This is a genomic window from Alkalicaulis satelles (assembly GCF_008630495.1).
Classification (GTDB): Bacteria; Pseudomonadota; Alphaproteobacteria; order Caulobacterales; family Maricaulaceae; genus Oceanicaulis; species Oceanicaulis satelles.
Genome location: NZ_VWOJ01000001.1, coordinates 1,039,310 through 1,059,192, shown reverse-complemented (window position 1 = coordinate 1,059,192; position 19,883 = coordinate 1,039,310). Strand labels below are relative to the sequence as shown.

The following is a 19,883-nucleotide window of genomic DNA, read 5'->3' as shown; positions in this document are numbered from 1 at the left end:
CTTCCGGGCGTATCGGAGACGGGTGATGAACCTCATTCACAACAGGCCGGGCGCCAGCGGCGGTGACGCTGCGGACGGAGTCGCGCGCCTGGATGTGGACGCGGTCAACGCCGTTGGCCAGCGTGAGCTCTACCAGAAGCGCCAGCAAATCTATCCCAAGCTCGTCCATGGCCGCTTCCGCCTGGCCAAATGGGTGTTCCTGGTGCTGGCGCTGGGCGTCTATTACCTGTTGCCCTTCGTGCGCTGGGACCGGGGGCCGGAGGGGCCAAGCCAGGCCGTGCTGGTCGATTTTCCCAATGCGCGCTTCTATTTCTTCTTCATCGAGCTCTGGCCCCAGGAAGTCTATTACATCACGGGACTCCTGATCCTGGCCGCGCTCGCCCTGTTCCTGGTCACGGCCCTGTTCGGGCGGGTCTGGTGCGGTTACGCCTGCCCGCAGACGGTGTGGACCGATCTGTTCATTGCGGTGGAGCGCCTGTTCGAAGGCGACCGCAACAAGCGCATCCTGCTCGACCGCGCGCCGATGAGTTTCAACAAGGCCTGGCGAAAGACCGGCAAGCACGTGGTCTGGCTGGCGATCGCGGCGGCCACTGGCGGGGCGTGGATCCTCTATTTCCACGACGCGTTTGACCTGTTGCGCGATTTCTTCACCGGCCAGGCGGCGCTGACCGCCTATATCTTCTTTGCGCTATTGACCTTCACCACCTACTCCCTGGCCGGGACCTTGCGCGAGCAGGTGTGCACCTATATGTGCCCCTGGCCGCGTATCCAGGGCGCGCTCACCGACCGGGAATCCCTGGCGGTCACCTACCGCACAGACCGCGGCGAGCCGCGCGGGCGCCACAAGAAGGGCGAGAGCTGGGACGGGCGCGGCGACTGCATTGACTGCAAGGCCTGCGTGGCGGCCTGCCCCATGGGCATCGATATCCGCCAGGGGCCGCAGCTGGAATGTATCGGCTGCGCGCTGTGCATCGATGCGTGCGACGACATTATGGACAAGGTGGGCCGTCCGCGCGGGCTGATCGCGTATGACACCGACGACAATATCGCCCGGCGCAAGGCGGGCGAGCCTGCGCGCTGGCGCTTCGTGCGCCCGCGCGTGGTGCTCTACGCCGTCCTGATTGCGGGAGTGTGCGCGATCATGCTGGCCGGCCTGGTGTCGCGTGAGGAGCTGGGCCTGCACGCCGACCGTGACCGCAATCCCAATTTCGTGGTGCTCACGGATGGTTCGGTGCGCAACGCCTATACGCTCAATGTCCAGAACAAGGCGCGGGTGACGCGCCATCTGAGCCTTGCGGTCAGCGCCGACCCGCAGCCGGGCGTGCAGTTGCTCGGCGCGCGTGATGAGCTGGTGCTGGAGATCGGCCCGGACCGCACCCGCACCTTCCAAGTGTTTCTGACCTTGCCGCGCGAGGCCGCCTTGCGCCATTCCATCCCGGTGATGTTCACCATCACCGATCCGCAAACCGGTGAGACCGCCTTCACCCAGGATGTCTTTGTCACAGGAGCCGCGCCATGACCGAAAGCTCACAAAACGGGGCGCAAGAGGGCGGGTTCCGGCTCAGGGGCTGGCATGTGCTGGCCGTTCTGGTCAGCTTTTTCGGCGTGGTGTTCACGGTCAACGGCATTTTCATCACCTCGGCGCTGAGCACGTTTCCCGGCGAGGAGGCCACCCGCGCCTATGTGCGGGGCCTGGCCTATAACGAGGTGATCGAGGCGCGTCGCGCCCAGGCCGGGCTGGGCTGGAGCGCGGCGGTCAATCTGACCGGCGAGAGCGTGCTGGTGCGCGTCGCCGACGAAGCCGGCGCGCCGGTGAGCGGGCTTGATCTGGAAGGCGAGCTGCGCCGTCCGGGCGAGCCTGAGCGCGATCAGGCGCTGGCGTTTATCGAAGTGCGCGACGGGGTCTATGAAGCTGAGGGTGATGCCTCCGATCCCGGCCGCTGGCTGGTGCGCGTGCGCGCGGCCGACGAGGCCATCCCCTTCAAGCTGGAGCGTGATCTGTGGCGGCGCTAGACGCCTCTCATTTCAGTGACGGCGAAGCGGCCGCCTTCATCCGCGAGCGCGGTGATGCGCGTGCGCTGGATCTGGCCGTGGAAGGCGCCTGGTGCGGGGCGTGCATTTCCAAGATCGAAGGCGGGGTGGGCGAATTGCCCGGCGTGCGCCGGGCGCGGCTGAACCTGTCGTCAGGGCGGCTCACGGTCAGTTTTGACGGGCCGGACGCGCTGGCCGAGCATATCGTCAGGGCCATTGAGGCGCTGGGCTATGGCGCGCGGCCCTATCTGCCCGAAACCGCGGCGGACGCGGCGGTGCAGGAAGAAAAAGCGCTGTTGCGCGCCATGGCCGTGGCCGGCTTCGCCACGGCCAATGTGATGCTCCTGTCCATCGCGGTCTGGTCGGGCGCTGGCGAGATGGCCCAGTCCACCCGCACCCTGCTGCACTGGATTTCGGGCGCTATCGCCCTGCCGGCGGTGGCCTATTCGGCCCGCCCCTTCTTCATGAGCGCCCTGCGCGCGCTGAAAGCCCGGCGCGTGAATATGGACGTGCCCATCTCGCTGGGCGTGACGCTGGCGTGCGCCCTGTCGGTCTATGAGACGGCCATCGGCCATGGCGATGCCTATTTCGACGCTGCGGTGATGCTGCTCTTCTTTCTTCTGATCGGGCGCTATCTGGACATGCGCCTGCGCGCGCGGGCGGGCGCCGCGGCCCGGCGCCTGGCGGCGCTGGAAGCGCGCGCGGCGCGCCGGGTGGAGGCCGACGGATCGCTCAAGGCCGTGCCCGCCAGCGAGATCCGCCCCGGCGACCAGCTGCTGGTCTCGGCCGGCGAGCGCATCGCGGTGGATGGCGAGATCAGCGCAGGCGAGGGGGAGGCGGACGCCTCGCTGGTCACGGGCGAGTCCGCCCCGGTGACGCTGAAGACCGGCGACCGGGTCTGGTCGGGCATGGTCAATCTGGGCGCGGCGCTGACCGTGCGCGCCACCGCGGCGCGCGAGGATTCCCTGCTGGCCGAGATCACCCGCCTGGTGGAGGCCGGAGAGCAGGGGCGCTCAGCCTATGTCAGGCTCGCCGACAAGGCGGCCAAGCTTTACGTCCCGCTGGTCCATCTGATCGCGTTCTCGACCCTCATCGGCTGGTTCATCATCGCCCAGGAGCCGCGCCCGGCCATCATCAACGCCATCGCGGTGCTGATCATTTCCTGTCCGTGCGCGCTGGCGCTGGCGGTGCCGGCGGTTCAGGTGGTGGCGTGCGGCCGGCTCTACCGCGACGGCGTGCTGGTGCGTTCGGGTGATGCGCTGGAGCGGCTGGAGCAGGTGAGCCGGGTGGTGCTGGACAAGACCGGCACGCTGACGCAAGGCCGCCCGCGCCTGATCAATGGCGATGACATCGCGCCGGAGACGCTGGCGCTGGCGGCCCGGCTGGCGCGGGTGTCGCGCCATCCCTTGTCGCTGGCGCTGGCCGACGCCGCCGGGCCGGGCGAGGCGGCGGACGGCGCGGTGGAAACGCCAGGCTGCGGGGTGGAGGCGGAATTTCAAGGACGCCGCGTGCGCTTTGGTTCGGCGCGCTGGACCGGCGCGCCGGAGCGCCCGGGTGATGAGGCCGGTGAAGGCGCGTTCGAGCTGGAGGCCTGGCTGGTGGACGGAGATGCGCCGCCGGTGCGCTTTGTTTTCGCCGACCAGCTGCGCGCTGACGCCGCCGAGATGATCGCGGCGCTGCGTGCGCGCGGGCTGGAGCCGGAGCTGCTCTCCGGCGACCGGGAAGAGCCGGTGGCCGCCATAGCCCGGGCGCTGGGCGTGACGCACTGGCGTTCAGGCCTCACCCCGGCAGGCAAGACCGCGCGCCTGAAAGAGCTGGCCGATGCCGGCGAGAAGACGCTGATGGTGGGTGACGGGCTCAATGACGCGCCGGCCCTGGCGGGCGCCTACGCTTCCATCTCCATGGGGTCGGCGGCGGATATTTCACGCTCGGCGGCTGATCTGGTGATCCAGCGTGACCGGCTGACCTCGATCCCGCTGGCGCTGGATGTGGCGCGCGCGGCCCGGCGCCGGGTGGACGAGAATTTCGCCCTGACCATCCTCTATAATGTGATCGCCGTGCCCATCGCGGTGCTGGGTTTTGTCACGCCGCTGGTGGCGGCGGTGGCCATGTCGGCGTCCTCGGTGGTGGTCACGGTCAACGCCATGAGGCTGATGCGCCGATGACCTCCTTGATGTGGCTCATACCCGCCGCGCTGTTTCTGGGCGCACTGGGCCTGGCGGCCTTCTTCTGGACCATGCGCTCGGGCCAGTATGACGATATGCAAGGCGTCGCCGAACGCATCCTCATCGATGACGACAAGCCGATCACCGATGAGGACGAGGACGCGAACGAGGCCGATTCAGACCGCGTCTGAAGAGGCGCGGTCAGCGGCGAGCGCGTCGGCGGAACTGGCCGGGCGCGGCGCGAAATCCTTGTAGGCGCGCCAGCTGGCGTGGGCGATCAGCGGGAAGGCGAAGGCCAGGCCGATCAGGAAAGCGGCCATGCCCAAGGCCGTGATCAGCGCGATCAGCCAGGCCCAGGTGAGCATGACGCCGGGCTGGTTCTTGACCGCCTTGATGCTGGCGGCGATGGCGGTGAAGGCGTCCACATCCTGATCGACCAGCATGGGAAAGGCGATCGCCGACACGGTGAAGGCGGCCAGCGCCAGCGCCCCGCCAATCAGCGTGCCCACAATGATCAGTCCCAGCCCCGGCATGGAGAACAGGAAGGGCAGGACGCTGGACAGGGTCAGATCACTGCCATAGGCGAACATGGCGAACAGAAATTGCGCCAGCCGCGCCCAGGCCAGGAAGAACACCAGCAAGAGCACGCTGAGCAGCGCCAGCTGGGTCACCCGCCCGACGGGCATGGACCAGAAGTCAAACAGGCGCGGGGTTCCGCCCTCGTCGCGCACCTGGCTGATGCGGTAGACGCCGATGGCGAAGGCGGGCGCGACCAGGGCGAAACCGGCCAGGAAGACCGGCGCCAGCCCGCCCAGCCCGGCGGCCACAAGGCCCAGAGTGATGGCGGCGCCCACAAGGGTGAACACCGCGCCATAGCCCAGCGAAATGCCAGGCTCTGCGGCCAGGTCGGCCAGCCCGTCCTTGAGCCATGACCAGGGCGCGTCACGGCGCACTTTTCCAACGATCACCATGCCCGCCTCCCTTGCGATGACCGGCCAAGCTTAGGAATGTCCATACTGTTTGCAAGGAGAATTTCCGCCCTGCGTCCAAGCGCCGCCGCTATCGCGGGACCCTGTTGAGCGTGCGCTGCAACATAAGCGCTGCCTATAACCTCCATCAATATAACTGACTAAACGCCAAGACCCTCTTTATGGTAGCGTCTGCGAGATGGCTGTTCCGGCGCCCCTCGCCGGCGCGGCCCGAATTTACGAGATCAGACATTCAGGAGAGGACAATGGACGGCAATAGCCCAGGCAAGTGCCCCGTGATGCACGGCGGCCTGACCGCTTCAGGAACGAGCGTTACGGACTGGTGGCCGAAAACGCTCAATCTGGACATCCTTCATCAGCACGACGCCAAGACCAATCCGCTGGGTGAGGATTTCGATTACCGCAAGGAAGTCCAGTCGCTGGATTTCGACGCGGTGAAGAAAGACGTCATCGCCCTGCTGACCGACAGCCAGGAGTGGTGGCCGGCGGACTGGGGCCATTATGGCGGCCTGATGATCCGCCTGGCCTGGCACGCTGCCGGCACCTATCGCCTGGCCGATGGCCGTGGCGGCGGCGGCACGGGCAATATCCGCTTTGCGCCGCTGAACTCCTGGCCGGACAACGGCAATCTGGACAAGGCGCGCCGCCTGCTCTGGCCGGTGAAGAAGAAGTACGGCAACAAGCTGAGCTGGGCCGATCTGATCATCCTGGCCGGTAACGCCGCCTATGAGTCCATGGGCCTGAAGACCTATGGCTTCTCCTATGGCCGTCAGGATATCTGGCACCCCGAGAAGGACACCTATTGGGGCGCGGAGCGCGAATGGACCCCGCCCAGCGAGAGCCGGTACGAAAACGTCGACGACCCCTCGACCATGGAAAACCCGCTGGCTGCGGTCCAGATGGGCCTCATCTACGTCAATCCCGAAGGCGTGAACGGCAAGCCCGATCCGCTCAAGACCGCCGCCCAGGTGCGCGAGACCTTCGCGCGCATGGCGATGGATGACGAGGAAACCGCAGCCCTGACCTGCGGCGGCCATACTGTCGGCAAGGCGCACGGCAATGGCGACGCCGCCACGCTGGGCGCCGAGCCCGAAGGCGCCGACCTGGAAACCCAGGGCTTTGGCTGGGTGAATCCCAATCTGAAAGGCAAGGCCGCCAACGCCATCACGTCTGGCCTTGAAGGCGCGTGGACGACCGAGCCCACCAAGTGGGACATGGGCTATTTCAGGCTGCTGTTCGGCTATGAGTGGGAGCTGAAGAAGAGCCCGGCCGGCGCCTGGCAATGGCAGCCCGTCGACATCAAGGAAGAGGACATGCCGGTCGACGCCACCGATCCGTCGGTGCGCCGCATGCCGATCATGACCGACGCCGACATGGCGATGAAGATGGATCCGGCCTACCGGGCCATCTGCGAGAAGTTCATGGCCGATCCGGACTATTTCTCGGACACGTTCGCGCGCGCCTGGTTCAAGCTGACCCACCGCGATATGGGGCCGCGCACGCGCTATATCGGCCCGGAAGCGCCCACCGAAGACCTGATCTGGCAGGATCCGATCCCTGCCGGTTCAACGAAATACGATGTGAAGGCCGTCAAGGCGAAGATCGCCGCCAGCGGGCTTTCGGTCTCCGACATGGTCGCCACCGCCTGGGACAGCGCACGCACCTTCCGCGGCTCGGACCTGCGCGGCGGCGCCAATGGCGCGCGCATCCGCCTGGCCCCGCAAAAGGACTGGGAAGGTAATGAGCCGGCCCGTCTGGCCAAGGTGCTGGGTGTGCTCGAACCGATCGCCAAGGAGACCGGCGCGAGCCTGGCCGACGTGATCGTGCTGGCCGGCAATGTCGGCGTGGAGCAGGCCGCCAAAGCCGCCGGCGTCACCGTCGACGTGCCGTTCAGCCCGGGCCGCGGCGACGCCAGCGCCGAGCAGACCGATGCGGACTCCTTCTCCGTGCTGGAGCCGGTGTCCGACGGCTTCCGCAACTGGCTGAAGAAGGACTATGCGGTCCAGCCCGAGGAAATGCTGCTCGACCGGGCCCAGCTTCTGGGCCTGACGGCGCCGGAGATGACCTGCCTGATCGGCGGCATGCGTGTTATCGGCGCCAATCATGGCGGGACCAAGCACGGCGTGTTCACCGACAGGGAAGGCGCTCTGACGACCGACTTCTTCGTGAACCTGACCGACATGGCCTATAGCTGGGTTCCCAAGGGCGCCAATCTCTACGACATCGTGGAGCGCAAGTCCGGCAAGACCCGCTTTACGGCCACCCGCGTGGATCTGGTGTTCGGCTCGAACTCCATCCTGCGCGCCTATGCCGAGGTCTACGCCCAGGACGACGCCAAGGAGAAGTTCGTCAAGGACTTCGTGGCGGCCTGGACCAAGGTCATGAACGCCGACCGCTTCGATCTGGCCTGAGCCTCACGCGAAGCAAGCTGAAAAGGCGGCGCTCCGGACACTTCCGGGGCGCCGCTTTTTTATCGCGCTCCGGCTGGCGGGGCGGCGGCGGGCGTGTATGCTCCCGATCAAAATAAGTCCGGGGAGACAAGACCATGCGTTTGAAGGCACTGGCGGCGTGCGCCGCTCTGATGGCTGTGGCGGCCTGCGGGGACGAGCCCGCCACAGAGTACGAGGCTGAAATCCTGCGCAGCGCCTATGGCGTGCCCCATATCATCGCCAGTGATCATGGCGGGCTGGGCTTCGGGCTCGGCTTTGCGGCGGCGCAGGACAATATCTGCGAAATCGCCGAGCGCACCATCACTGTGCGCGGCCAGCGCGCGGCCTATCTCGGCCCGGGACCACAGAACGCCAATATCGCCTCGGACCTGTTCCATCGCGGCGCGGCCGGCGAGGCGGTGGTGGAAGCCTATCTCAACGGGCCTGCAGGCGATGTGGACACGCCCAGCGCTGAGGCGCGCGCCTTCGTGGCGGGCATGGCGGCGGGCGTTAACCGCTATCTGGCCGATACCGGCATAGACGCGATCAGCGACCCGCGCTGCCGCGGCGCGGACTGGGTGCGTGCGTTAAGCGAGAGCGATATCTGGCTCAGCGCCCTGATCGCGCCGTTCGGCAACCCGATCGCGGCCATCGCCAACGCCGCCCCGCCCAGCGAACCGGATAGCGTGACCGAGGCGCGCCTGGACCCGGACCTCAATGATGTGACCATGGGCAGCAACGCCTATGGGCTGGGCCGTGAGGCGACGCGCTCGGGCCGCGGCGCGGTGCTGGGCAATCCCCATTATCCCTGGAACGGGGCGCTGCGCTTCTACCGCTCCCACCTGATCATTCCCGGCGAGCTCAATGTGGCGGGCGCCGGCCTCATCACCTCGCCTTTTCCGGGCATTGGCCATACCGGTCACATCGCCTGGAGCCATACCGTCTCCACCGCGCGCCGGTTCGGCTATTTCGAGCTGACCCTGGATCGCGAAGACCCCACCCGCTATCTGGTGGACGGCGAATACCGCGACATGACCCGTCAGGACGTGACGCTGGATGTCATGGGCGATGACGGGGTTAGCAGCCAGATCACCCGCACGCTTTATTCCACCGAGTTCGGTCCGCTGGCGGTGAGCGACCAGATGCCCTGGAGCGATGAGCGCGCCTATGCCTGGGCGGCGCCCAGCGAGGGCCTGCGCGTGATCGATCAGTATTTCGCCATCTGGGCGGCGCGTGATGTGGGCGAGCTTCATGAGGCGCTGGGCCGCTATCAGGCCACGGGCTTCAACACCATCGCCGCCGACTCGGCCGGCCTCGCTTACCATGGCGATATGGGCATGGTCCCTCATGTCACCGAAGACCTGATCGCCGAATGCGCCGTGAGCCAGATGGCGCGCGGCGCCTGGGCGTCCATGCGCATTGCGGTGCTCGACGCCTCGCGGCCGCAATGCCGCTGGGGCAGCGATGGCGATTCCACACGGCCGGGCGTGTTCGGGCCCTCCAGCGCGCCGCATATTTTCCGCCAGGACTGGGTGGCCCAGAGCAATGACAGTCACTGGCTGAGCCAGCCGGCCGCGCCCATGACCGGCTTCAGCCCGATCTATGGCGACGAGACCGGCGCGCGCAGCCTGCGCACGCGCCTGGCCATCGACATGATCGAACAGCGCCTGGCCGGAAGCGATGGTCTGGGCGAGCCGGGCTTTGATCTCGAAACGCTGACCGCGGCCATGTATTCCAACCGCCATCATGGCGGCGAGCTGGTGCGCGATGATCTGGCCGCCCTGTGCCGCAATGAAGGCGGAGACGATCTGCAGCCTGTGTGTGATGCGCTGGAGGGCTGGGATCTGCGCGTGGACCGCGACAGCCGCGGGGTGCTGTTGTTCAACCTCTTCATCGAGGCGGGCGGGCTGAAATGGATCGAGGCTTTCGATCCGGCCGATCCGGTGCGCACGCCCCATACGCTGGATGTCACCGACCCGGCCGTTCTGGAGGCGCTGCGCACGGCGGCGGCGCGGCTTGAGGCCCTGGAGATCGCGCCGGATGCGCGCCTGGGCGATGTGCAGGCGGAGATGCGCGGCGAGGAGCGCATCGAGATCCACGGCGCCAATCGCGGCACGGGCGTGTTCAACATGATCGTGCCCGAGCCCCCGCGCGCCGGTGAAGGTTCGCGGCGCATCATTCACGGGTCGAGCTGGATCATGGCGGTGGAGTTCACCGATGAGGGCCCGCGCTCGCGCGGCATCCTCACCTATTCCCAGTCCACCAATCGCGCCTCGCCCCATTATGGCGACCAGACGCGGCTGTACTCGGACAAGGGCTGGGACGAGCTGTATTTTGAGGAAGAGGCGGCGCGGGCCAATGCGGTCAGCCGCGTGCGCATCCGGCAATAGCCAGGCCGGGCCGCCCGTTTGGCGCGGGCGGCCCGGATATGTCAGGACCTAAAGCTGGCTGAGCATGTGCTCGGCGCTGGACACGTCAAAACTGCCCGTGTCCTCGACGAAAAGATGTTCGACCACGCCATCCTTGACCACCATGGCGTAGCGCTGGGAGCGCGGGCCGATGCCCCATTTGCTTCCGTCAAGCTCCAGGCCGACGGCCTTGGCGAAATCACCATTGCCGTCCGCGAGCATTGTCACATCCTCGCCCGCGCCCTGATCCTTGGCCCAGGCGGCCATGACGAACACGTCATTCACCGAGGTGCAGGCGATCGTGTCGATGCCCTTGGCTTTCAATTCGCCAGACCGGGTGACGAAGCCCGGCAGGTGCTTGGCCGAACAGGTCGGGGTGAAGGCCCCGGGCACGGCGAACAGCGCCACCCGCTTGCCCTTGAAAATATCTGACGTTGTAGCCGGGGCAGGTCCGTCGGCGGTCATGATCATGAAGGTTACGTCAGGCAGGGCGTCGCCGGTCTTGATGGTCATGGGTGGGCTCCTTTTAGGTTGTGGCGCTCGGGCGCCTGCACGGGCACATAGCGCCTGTCACCGGCGCAGGCAAGGCGGATTCGCCCGCCCTGTGCGCACCCGGGTGTTCTGGAGGCGGTAACGGGGTGTCGGCGATTGGCGCAGGCCGTTATCGTCACGCCCATGATCGCAAACGCCGTGTTCCGCACATGGACCCATGAGGCCAGCCGGGCTGAAGCCGCGCCGGTGTTTCCTGACGGCTGCCGGGATGTGCTGATCATACGCCAGCCCGGTGAGCGCGTCCGCGTTGAACTGACCAGGCTGGACCTTCGCCCCCGGCATGTGGCGCTGCCTGCAGGCGTAAGGCTGACCGGCTATCGCCTGCGTCCCGGCGCCGGGCTGTCAGAGCGGGTGCTGAAGGCGGTTTCGGCCTCACCGGGCGATGCTGAAGCGATATTGCACAATGAGGCGCCGGCGCCCGGCGAGCTGGATGAGATCATTCATGCCCTGACAGCGCCCGGCGCCACGCCAGGCTCGGTTGCGCGCGAATTGGGGGTGTCGGCGCGCAGCGTGCAAAGACGGCTGCGCGCCCTCCATTTGCCGCCGCCGGATTACTGGCGTCTGTTGGCGCGGGCGCGCCACGCCGCCTCATGTCTGAAAACCATGGCCTTGTCAGACGCCGCGTTCGAGAGCGGTTTTAGCGATCAGGCCCACATGACCCGCGAGTTTGTGCGCTGGTTCGGCGTGACGCCGGCGCGCGCCCGGCGCCACGCCCTGGTGCTGGACCTGTTGTGTCAGCCCGCGCTTGGCAACTGGACCGGCGAGCAGATCTCGACCAGATAGCCGTCGCGATCGCCGACATAGGATGTCGTCTGCCCCCAGGCCTCCTGGCGCGCCTTCTGGACAAGCGTGGCTCCTGCCTTGATTGCGCGCTCCAGCGCCGCCGCCACATCGCTGGTCTCGAACGCGATTTCGAAGACCGGCGTCTTGAGCCCGGGCTGGCCCGGCTCCTTTCCCAGCGATCTCATCAGGGTGCGTGATGAAAAGGCCAGCTTGGTCTCTCCCGTGGCCAGCTCGCCATAATCGCCCGATTCATGAAGGAACAGGCGTTCCAGCCCGAACGCGCGTTCGTAGAACTCAAGCGAGGCGGCAACATTCTCCACATAGAGTATCGTGTATCTGAAGATCATGACGTCCCTCCGGCTGATGGTCAGGGGAACGTATCGCGTCATCCGGCCATGGTCTTGAAGGATCGCGACACAGCGCCGCCGCATCGCAGGGCAAGCGATGCTGGCGCTCATGACTGGACAGACCCTGACTCTATCTCAGGTTCATTTGCTTCAAGCGGTCTGGCGCATATTGCATGATCAGCGCCTCATTGCCCTCGGTGTCGGCCCATTGGCACAGCTCGCCGATTGTCGGGATCGCGTGACGCCCGCCGATAATGCGCCCGCCGGCCACCTCGATCCGCGCGATGGCGGCATCGAGATCATCGACGGCAAACGTGCACTCAAATCCCTTGCGCCCGTCCGGCGCCGGCTCGCGCCTCTGCTGGAGCGCCCCGTTCACGCCTGCCCCTTCAATCAGGTAGAATCCCGGCGGTCCCCAGGGCGAGAAGCGCCATCCGAAAACGCTTTCATAGAATTGACGCGCGCGGTCCACATCGTCTGCTTCGATTGCAAAATGGGCGAGCTTGTTGGGCATGTCATGTCTCCTCTTATCGGGGAGCATGACGCATGCGCGCTTGTCGCGCTTCCGGGAATGCGCCAGTCTTGTCGGTGAATGCGACAGAGCGCCTCGCCTGCAGACGAACCTCATTTCTTCATGCGCTCGCTTGCCATTGACTATGCGGCAGGCGGTAGCGAGGGCTGTCACACCCACCCTTGGCCGCAATTTCTGTATGCCCGCAGCGGCGCCGTGCGCGCCGATATCAACGGGCAATACTGGACTATCCCGCCGCGGCGCGGGCTGTGGATTCCGACCGGCGTTCTGCATCGCTTGCGGATGTCGTCAAACCTCCAGCTTCGCACGCTCTATATCCGGCCCTCCATGGCGAGCGTTCAGCCAGTGCACGTGGTCAATGTCAGCGGGTTGCTGCATGAAGCCATCATCGAGGTTTGCGCGCGCGGGTGGCTGGATGACCGCATCGCTATCGACCGTCATCTGGGGGCGTTGATCCTCCACGATCTGGTGCGCCGGGACGACACTCGAATGAGCCTGACGCGTCCGGGCGACCGGCGTGCGGCGCGCCTTGCGGACATGTTGGCTGATCGCACGCTCAATTCCACGCCTCTTGGCGCGTTGTGTCTGCGCGCGGGTCTGAGCCGCCGCACAGCAGAACGCCTGTTCCTTGCGGAGACCGGGTTGGCGCCGTCGCAATGGCGGCGCTTTACCGTCCTGTCTGAAGCGCTGGTGGACATCGCCGGCGGCGCATCGATCGAACACGCCGCCTTTGCTGCGGGCTATCAGAGCCGCAGCGCATTCAGCGAAGCATTCACGCGCGCATTCGGATTTCCGCCGGGAGCCGCCCGGGACCGTCCCGCCTGAAGCGTAGCACGCCACTGGACAGACCCCGCCTGCTCGCGAGATGCTGGGGGCATGAGCGACGTCACCCCTCACACCGCCGCAGGCTATCTGGGCGGGCGTCTTCTGATCGCGAGCCCGCTGATCGGCGATCCGCGCTTTGACCGCTCTGTGGTGTTCATGTGCGCCCATGGCGAGGAGAGCGCCATGGGGCTGATCATCAACCGGCCCATGACCGGGCTGGGCCTGCGCGATCTGCTGGAGCAGCTGGATGTCGCCGACGCCGCCAATGCGCCGGACAATCCCGTGCATGACGGCGGGCCGGTGGACCGTGACCGGGGCTTTGTCCTGCATACGCTGGACGTCACCTGCGGCCCGGCCACCCTGCCGGTGGGGCCGGGAATGGGCCTGACGGCGACGCGTGAGATTCTGGATGCTCTGGCCTCCGGCGCGCCGCCGCAGCGCGCCCTGATGCTGCTGGGCTATGCCGGCTGGGACGCCGGCCAGCTGGAGGACGAGATCGCCGCCAATGCCTGGCTGGTGTGCGAGGCCGACGAGCATCTGGTGTTTGATCTCGACGATGACCTGAAATGGGCGCACGCCCTGCGCACGCTGGGCGTGACGCCTGAATATCTCACCGGCGCGTCCGGCCACGCCTGACCGTGAAGGCTTGACATCTCGAACGAACGTTCGAAGAGTGGCGTCATGAGCGCCATGGCCACCCGGGAACGCATTCTGGACGCCGCCCTCCAGTCCTTGGCTGAGGGCGGGTTCGAGGCCCTGACCATTGGCCGGCTCGCCGCACGCACGGGGCTCTCCAAGAGCGGGCTGTTCGCCCATTTCGGCGGACAGGAGGCGCTGCATTGCGCTGTGGTCGATGCAGCGGCGAAGCGTTTCCAGGATGCGGTGACGGCGCCGGCTCTGACCCGGCGTGATCCGGTCGAGCGCATCGAGACCCTGGCCGGGCGCTGGCTTGACTGGCTCTCCACGCCGGGGCTTGGCAAGCCCTGTCCCATGGTCCAGTGCGCGGTCAGCGCGCCGGGGCTGGCCGGTGGAGCGGGCGCCCACGCCATCGCCATCCGCGCGCGCTTCCGGCCCTTCGTGGCGCGGCTGGCCCGCCAGGCGGCCGCGGCGGGCCGGCTGGCGCACATCACCGATCCTGACCAGTTCGCCTTTGAGTTTGAAGCCATCGGCCTTGGCGCCGCCTTCGCCGGGCAGGGCCAGGATCCCGGCGCCGATCTGATGCGCGCCCGCCAGGCGTTCAGGACGCTGCTGTCCGGACCCCCGTCATGAAAATGCTCGCCGCCAATCTCGCCGCCTGGCTGGCGCCGGGGCGGTTCCGCGCCGAAGCCGGGCGGCGCTTCGTGACGCCCCGCGCCCGCCGCCAGTCCGATACCGGCCGCGCGTTTCTCAACACCTTGCAGGCCGAAGACTTCGCCGGCCCCGGAGGCCGCCAGCGCGCCTGGACCGGCGGCCAGGGCCCGCTGGTGATGTTCCAGCATGGCTGGGAGGCTGACAGCGCCGATCTGGCCACCCTGGCCGAAGCGGTGATGGCGCGCGGATGTTCGGTCTGCCTCATTGACGGCCCCGCCCATGGCCAGAGCGAGGGACGCCAGGCGACCCTTCTGGACTTCGCCGCCGGGATCGCCGCCGCCGCCCGCGCCTTTGGCGAACCCGATGCTGTCGCGGCCCATTCCATGGGCTTTCCCGCCACGGTCATCGCCATGGACCGTCATGGACTGTCCCCGCGCCGGGTGGCGGGGCTGGCCGGGCCGGACGCGCTGACCGCCAATGTCAGTTTCCAGGGCCGGCGCATGGGCATGAGCCAGACCGCGATCAAGCGCCTGCTGGATGCGGTCAGCTGGCGTCTGGGCGAACCGGCTGACGGGCTGAGCGTGCTTCACTCGGCGCCGCGCCTTCGCGCTGAAGCCCTGATCGTGCACGGGCGTGAAGACGTTATCTCGCCGCCCGAGGCGGGGATGCGCATTGCCGCGGCCTGGCCGGGCGCGCAGCTGGAGCTGATGGACGCCATGGGCCATCGCGCCGTGCTGCGCCATCCTGACGTGGTCGAAAGGGTCAGCGCATTCCTGGCGCCGGACGCCCAACCTATGGCGCCGCGGCTCCAGGCTTCCTAGATAGGCTGTCCCAGTCCCATAGCCGAAAGCTCCCTTCATGGCCGCCACCCGCTCTGCGCGTGACCTGACGCAGGGGCCTGTGTTCAGGCATATCCTGCGCATGGTGCTGCCGATGTCTCTTGGTATCGTCGCCATGATGCTTGTGGGGGTGGTGGACGCTTACTGGGTGGGCCGTCTGGGCACTGCGCAGCAGGCGGCGGTGCAGTTCGTTTTTCCCGTCTCCATGCTGGTGATGAGCGTGGCCATCGGCCTGGGCGCCGGGGCGGTGTCGGTGGTGGCGCGCGCGGCGGGGCGCGGTGATCACGGGCGTACGCGCCGGGTGGCCACCGATGCGGTGACGCTCTCCTTTATCGTTGTGGCCATTGTAGCGGCTCTGGGCGTGGCGCTGATAGATCCGCTGTTCCGCGCGCTGGGCGCCACCGAGGCGATGATGCCATTCGTGCGCGAATACATGGTGATCTGGTTCGCCGGGATCGTGTTCATGGTCGGCCCCATGGTGGCGGGCAATATCCTGCGCGCCCTGGGCGATGCGGTGATCCCCAGCCTGATCATGGTGGCCGCTGCGGTGATCAACATGATCCTGGACCCGATCCTGATTTTCGGCTGGGGCCCGGTACCGCGCATGGAGGTGCAGGGTGCGGCGTTGGCCACGCTGATCGCCAATCTGTCGGTCTTCGTGATGGCCATGGCCATTATCATCTGGCGTGAAAAGCTGATCGATTTCTCCTTTCCCGGCTGGAGCGAGCTGCTCTGGAACTGGCGCGAGATCGCGCGCATCGGGGTTCCGGCGGCGGGCTCGAACACCATCGGCCCGCTGGCCAATACCGCCGTGTTCGCCGCAGCGGCGGGCTTTGGCGAGCCGGCGGTGGCGGGCCTGGGCGTGGGCATGCGGGTGGAGGCGCTGGCCATCATCCCGCTCTTCGCCCTGTCAGGCAGTATCGGGCCCATCACCGGCCAGAATGGCGGGGCGGGACTGACGCACCGGGTGCGCGAGGCGTTCGCCAAATCCTTCCTGTTCTGCCTGGGCTGGGGATTGTTCGTGGCGGTGGTGATGGCCTTGCTCTCGCCGCTGCTGGCGCCGGCCTTCCTGCCGGGCGAGGACGGTCAGGCCATGGCGCGCGCCTACTGGCTGATCGCGCCCTTTGCTGTCGCCGGCTATGGCGTGGCCATGGCGGCCTCGGCCGGGTTTAACGGGCTCGGGCGTCCGCTTCTGGGCGTGGCGGTGAACCTGTTCCGCGGGCTGGCGCTGGTGGCGCCGCTGGCCTGGCTGGGTGCATTGTGGGGCGGCGCCACGGGGGTGATCTGGGGGCTGTTCGCCGCCAATATGATCTCCGGCCTGGTGATCGCCGCGGTGGTGCTGCGCCTGTGTCCGCTGACCGCGGTGGACGGCCGCGCCCGCCGCGCCAGCCCGCCCGCGTCCCCGCTCAGCGCCGGATCAGGCGCGCCGCCAGCTCCGGCTTCGCATTCAGCCCCGGATGGGGATAAGCCTTGAGCTCTCCTTCCGGCCAGATCCAGCGCTGCCCGGGCAAGAGCTGGCGCATCGCATCAAGACCGCAGCCATAGGGCGGCCCGCCGGGCTCGTCCTTCTGCATGAACAGGGCGAACAGCACGCCGCCCGGCTTCAGGCAGGCATGGGCCATCATCTCCCAGTCCGGCCTCAGCCGGGGATGAATGGCGCACAGAAAGGTCTGTTCCCACAACGCGTCGAACGGGGCGTCAGGGCGGTAGGCGAGGGCGTCCGCCGCCAGCAAGGCGCCCGTCAGCCCCGCCGCGTCAAAACGCGCTTGCTGCCAGGCGATGGCGGTGGGCGCCATATCGACGCCGGTGACAGACAAACCCAGCCGCGCGAAGGCTTCGGGCTCGGTCCCGCGTCCGCAGCCGGGAACCAGCATGCGCCAGCGCCGATCAAAGGCGCCGTCTTGCGCCCAGTCCGTCAGCGCCGGGTGCACGCCCGGCCGCTCCCAGGGCGCGTCGCTGTCGCGAAAGCGCGCCTCCCAGTCCGGGCCGTCTGATGCGGGCGTCTGGCTCATGTCCGGTTCATGGCGCGGTTCTCACAGTGTGTAAATCAAGCGCGTCACAATCGGACTTCCGCATTTGACGTGCGGGCGTCTAGACTGGCGGCGCGTCGGGGCAGGACAGGGGAGGCGCAATGACGGCGATGGATCAGGCGCCCGCACCGGCCGCCCATGGCCCAGGCATGCGCCGCCTGCCGCCTGTGGTCCTGCTCTGGCTGACCACTGCCCTGGTGCTGGGCCTGACCCTTGTCATGGTGCTCGCCAGCCTGAACGCCGCCGATGACTGGGCTGAAGGCTGGCGCCCGATCCGCTCGCCGCTGGAGCTTGGCCCGCCCTTCTGGGTGTCGGTGACGACCGGCATGCTGGCGGCGCTGATGTCGTCCTGGATCTGGGCGCTCAAGCCGCGCGATCCGGCGGTGCGGCTGTTCGCGCTCAGCGGGGCGGCCACCTTCACCTTCTGCATGGGCGCGGCGGGGCGCATGGCGCCCACGGTGCTGCCAGCCGATATTTCGGTCGTGATGGTGATGGCCAATGCGCTGGGCGCCAGCGCGTTCGGCATGGTGATGATCGCCCTGTTCGCCCTCTATCCCGCGCGGCTTCCCGGCTGGCGGCTGATCATCACAGCCAGCCTGGTTGTTTTTGGCGGCTGGACGCTGCTGACCGCCGCCGGCTTTGCGCCCATGGGCTACGCGGTTCACCAGATCACGCTTCTGGAGATGATCGTCATCATCGCCCTGACCCTGGCCCAGATCGCGGCGGCGCGCGGCGATCCGGTGCGCCGGGCCATCGCTGTGTGGCTCAGCGCCAGCGTGGTGATCGGGGCGGGCGCCTTTATCGCCACGGTGGCCGCGCCCAACGCCTTCGGGCTGAGATCGCTGATTCCGGCGCATTACGCCTTTTCCTTTTTCCTGGTCATCTATGCCGGGCTGGCGGTGGGGCTGTTGCGCTACAAGGTGTTCGGGCTGGGCCGCTGGGCCTATCAGCTGCTGTTCACCCTGGGCGCGGCGCTGGCCGTGCTGGCGGTGGATGCGGCGCTGATCGTGGTGCTGGCGCTGGACCCGGCGCGCGCCATCGGCGTCTCGCTCTTCGTGGTGGCGCTGGCCTATCTGCCCGCCCGCGCCTGGCTGTGGCAGCGCCTGTCGCGCCGCCGCCCGCTCGATCAGGCCGGGCTGATGCGCGCGGTGGCCGATGTGGCCCTGCAGCCCGGACACGAGCAGCGCGCGGCGCGCTGGCGATCGCTGCTGGGCGAGCTGTTCGCCCCGCTCGATATCGCGCCGGCGCCGGCGCTGGCCGCGCCCGAACCGCTTGATGACGGCCGCCAGCTCGCCGTGCCCGGTCCGGCGGGCCTGCCCGGCCTGATCTTGCAGGACAAGCATGGCGGGCGCGCCCTGTTCACGCCCGAGGACGTGGAGACGGTGCGCGAGCTGATCGCCCTGGCGGCCTATCTTGATGACTCGCGCAGCGCCTATGACCGGGGCGCGTCCGCCGAGCGCACCCGCATCGCCCGCGATATTCACGACCATATCGGCGCCCAGCTGCTGACCGCTTTGCATGTGCGCGAGGATGGCCGCAAGGACGAGCTGATCCGCGCCACCATTGGCGATCTGCGCGATGTGATCCGCAATGCCGAGGGCGAGCCGGCGCCGTTCGACAGCCTGATGGCCGACTTGCGCGCCGAGACCGCCGACCGGCTGGAAGCGGCGGGCATGGTGCTGGACTGGCGGGTGGAGGGCGCGCGGGACGATGCGCCGCGCCGCGCCGCCATGCAGACCCTGCGCGCCCTGGTGCGCGAGGCGGCCAGCAACGCCATCCGCCATGCCCACGCTGGCACGCTCACTGTCTCGCTGACGCTGGACGGCGACTGGCTGGATCTGGGCGTGGCCGATGACGGCCGGGGCTTCGACCCGCAGGCCGCGCGCCGCGGGCGCGGGCTCGACAATATGGCGTCGCGGGTGGCGGCGCTGGGCGGACAGTTCAGCGTCGACAGCGCGCCCGGCGGCAGCGTGATCACCGCCCGCTTTCAGGCCTTTGGCTGAAGCGTCAGTCCGCCGCCGACAGGCCCAGCCGGGCGGCGTGCCAGGCCGCTTCGGCGCGCGAGGATATGCCCAGCTTGCGGTAGACCGCCTTGATATGACCGGCCACGGTTTGCTCCGATATGCCAAGGGCGCGCGCCGTTTCGTGATTGCGCAGGCCCCGCCCGATATGGGCCAGCACGTCCTTCTCCCGCACGGTCAGATCGCAATCGGGCGCGGACGGGCCGGTGAGGCGGAAATGATCCATGATGCGCCGCGCGATGGAGGGCGACAGGGCCGGCGCGCCGGCCAGGGTCTGGCGGATCTGGCGGGTGAGCACCTCGGCGGGCTGGTCTTTCAACAAATAGCCGTCCGCGCCCGCCGCCAGGGCTGACACAATGGAGGCGTCATCGCCCAGAATGGTCGCCACCACGCACAGCGTGCCGGGCGCATGGGATTTGATGGCGCGCAACACATCCACGCCCGACCCGTCAGGCAGGCCCAGATCGACCAGCGCCAGATCGAATGTCCCGCGTTCCGCCGCCGCCTTGCCCTGGCGCATGTCCGGGGCGGTTGTGATGGCGGCGTCCGGGCAGGCCTCGCTGACCACGGCGCACAGCCAGGCGCGCACATCGGCGATGTCTTCAACGATCAGTACGCGCGTCATGGCCTGGGCCTTTCCAG

19 protein-coding genes are annotated in these 19,883 nt (G+C 67.8%); 13 read left to right on the top strand and 6 right to left on the bottom strand.

The genetic code is table 11. The features are described from left to right. Positions 1-25 precede the first annotated feature (25 nt). The 4 genes from ccoG to ccoS are packed head-to-tail and all read left to right on the top strand — an operon-like array spanning position 26 to position 4,387. Positions 26-1,519: a cytochrome c oxidase accessory protein CcoG gene (gene ccoG / locus F1654_RS05140; protein ID WP_150022396.1), complete on the top strand. Its 1,494-nt coding sequence runs from the start codon at positions 26-28 to the stop codon at positions 1,517-1,519. Further along, positions 1,516-2,013, top strand: a complete 498-nt coding sequence (locus F1654_RS05135) for a FixH family protein (RefSeq protein WP_150022395.1) — start codon at positions 1,516-1,518, stop codon at positions 2,011-2,013. Before ccoG ends, F1654_RS05135 begins: the two co-directional genes overlap by 4 nt. Next, on the top strand, positions 2,001-4,196 hold the full coding sequence (locus F1654_RS05130; RefSeq protein ID WP_150022394.1) for a heavy metal translocating P-type ATPase: 2,196 nt from the start codon (positions 2,001-2,003) through the stop codon (positions 4,194-4,196). Before F1654_RS05135 ends, F1654_RS05130 begins: the two co-directional genes overlap by 13 nt. After that, complete coding sequence (gene ccoS / locus F1654_RS05125) at positions 4,193-4,387, top strand: cbb3-type cytochrome oxidase assembly protein CcoS (RefSeq protein ID WP_150022393.1); 195 nt, start codon at positions 4,193-4,195, stop codon at positions 4,385-4,387. Before F1654_RS05130 ends, ccoS begins: the two co-directional genes overlap by 4 nt. On the opposite strand, the gene F1654_RS05120 is transcribed toward ccoS, so the two are convergent. After that, the gene (locus F1654_RS05120) at positions 4,373-5,167 is read right to left on the bottom strand and encodes a DUF2189 domain-containing protein (protein ID WP_150022392.1); all 795 of its coding nucleotides are present in this window, start codon (positions 5,165-5,167) and stop codon (positions 4,373-4,375) included. The two genes, ccoS and F1654_RS05120, sit on opposite strands and share 15 nt — an antisense overlap. Positions 5,168-5,430: 263 nt before the next feature. Between F1654_RS05120 and katG the strand changes: the two genes are divergently transcribed. Both katG and F1654_RS05110 read left to right on the top strand, forming a co-directional pair. Beyond that, positions 5,431-7,596 (top strand): catalase/peroxidase HPI, encoded by a 2,166-nt coding sequence (katG, locus tag F1654_RS05115; RefSeq protein WP_150022391.1) that lies wholly within the window; start codon positions 5,431-5,433, stop codon positions 7,594-7,596. A 134-nt stretch (positions 7,597-7,730) separates the two neighbouring features. After that, positions 7,731-10,004, top strand: a complete 2,274-nt coding sequence (locus F1654_RS05110) for a penicillin acylase family protein (protein ID WP_150022390.1) — start codon at positions 7,731-7,733, stop codon at positions 10,002-10,004. 48 nt (positions 10,005-10,052) lie between these two features. On the opposite strand, the gene F1654_RS05105 is transcribed toward F1654_RS05110, so the two are convergent. Then, a complete protein-coding gene (locus F1654_RS05105) occupies positions 10,053-10,535 on the bottom strand; it encodes a peroxiredoxin (protein ID WP_150022389.1) in 483 nt (160 codons plus the stop codon). A 135-nt stretch (positions 10,536-10,670) separates the two neighbouring features. Between F1654_RS05105 and F1654_RS05100 the strand changes: the two genes are divergently transcribed. Then, complete coding sequence (locus F1654_RS05100) at positions 10,671-11,357, top strand: AraC family transcriptional regulator (protein WP_233205133.1); 687 nt, start codon at positions 10,671-10,673, stop codon at positions 11,355-11,357. On the opposite strand, the gene F1654_RS05095 is transcribed toward F1654_RS05100, so the two are convergent. After that, a complete protein-coding gene (locus F1654_RS05095; protein ID WP_150022388.1) occupies positions 11,309-11,704 on the bottom strand; it encodes a VOC family protein in 396 nt (131 codons plus the stop codon). The two genes, F1654_RS05100 and F1654_RS05095, sit on opposite strands and share 49 nt — an antisense overlap. 130 nt (positions 11,705-11,834) lie before the next feature. After that, positions 11,835-12,218 carry a VOC family protein gene (locus F1654_RS05090; RefSeq protein WP_150022387.1) on the bottom strand — a complete coding sequence of 128 codons (384 nt, stop codon included), beginning with the start codon at positions 12,216-12,218 and terminating at the stop codon, positions 11,835-11,837. 120 nt (positions 12,219-12,338) lie between these two features. Between F1654_RS05090 and F1654_RS05085 the strand changes: the two genes are divergently transcribed. Genes F1654_RS05085 through F1654_RS05065 form a run of 5 tightly spaced genes read left to right on the top strand, consistent with a single transcriptional unit; the run spans position 12,339 to position 16,664 of the window. Continuing rightward, entirely contained in the window at positions 12,339-13,061 is a 723-nt protein-coding gene (locus F1654_RS05085; protein ID WP_199200456.1) for an AraC family transcriptional regulator, read from the top strand. Between the two features lie 51 nt (positions 13,062-13,112). After that, positions 13,113-13,697 carry a YqgE/AlgH family protein gene (locus F1654_RS05080; RefSeq protein WP_150022385.1) on the top strand — a complete coding sequence of 195 codons (585 nt, stop codon included), beginning with the start codon at positions 13,113-13,115 and terminating at the stop codon, positions 13,695-13,697. Positions 13,698-13,742: 45 nt separating this feature from the next. Next, positions 13,743-14,330: a TetR/AcrR family transcriptional regulator gene (locus tag F1654_RS05075; protein WP_150022384.1), complete on the top strand. Its 588-nt coding sequence runs from the start codon at positions 13,743-13,745 to the stop codon at positions 14,328-14,330. Further along, complete coding sequence (locus tag F1654_RS05070) at positions 14,327-15,172, top strand: alpha/beta fold hydrolase (RefSeq protein WP_150022383.1); 846 nt, start codon at positions 14,327-14,329, stop codon at positions 15,170-15,172. The genes F1654_RS05075 and F1654_RS05070 overlap by 4 nt, the downstream gene beginning before the upstream one ends. 37 nt (positions 15,173-15,209) lie before the next feature. Then, the gene (locus F1654_RS05065) at positions 15,210-16,664 is read left to right on the top strand and encodes an MATE family efflux transporter (RefSeq protein ID WP_150022382.1); all 1,455 of its coding nucleotides are present in this window, start codon (positions 15,210-15,212) and stop codon (positions 16,662-16,664) included. Here F1654_RS05065 and F1654_RS05060 read toward each other — a convergent pair. Beyond that, positions 16,597-17,202, bottom strand: a complete 606-nt coding sequence (locus tag F1654_RS05060) for a methyltransferase domain-containing protein (RefSeq protein ID WP_150022381.1) — start codon at positions 17,200-17,202, stop codon at positions 16,597-16,599. The two genes, F1654_RS05065 and F1654_RS05060, sit on opposite strands and share 68 nt — an antisense overlap. 119 nt (positions 17,203-17,321) lie before the next feature. Between F1654_RS05060 and F1654_RS14095 the strand changes: the two genes are divergently transcribed. Continuing rightward, positions 17,322-19,223 carry a sensor histidine kinase gene (locus F1654_RS14095; protein WP_150022380.1) on the top strand — a complete coding sequence of 634 codons (1,902 nt, stop codon included), beginning with the start codon at positions 17,322-17,324 and terminating at the stop codon, positions 19,221-19,223. A gap of 4 nt (positions 19,224-19,227) precedes the next feature. Here F1654_RS14095 and F1654_RS05050 read toward each other — a convergent pair whose 3' ends face one another. After that, on the bottom strand, positions 19,228-19,866 hold the full coding sequence (locus F1654_RS05050) for a response regulator (protein WP_150022379.1): 639 nt from the start codon (positions 19,864-19,866) through the stop codon (positions 19,228-19,230). Positions 19,867-19,883 lie beyond the last annotated feature (17 nt).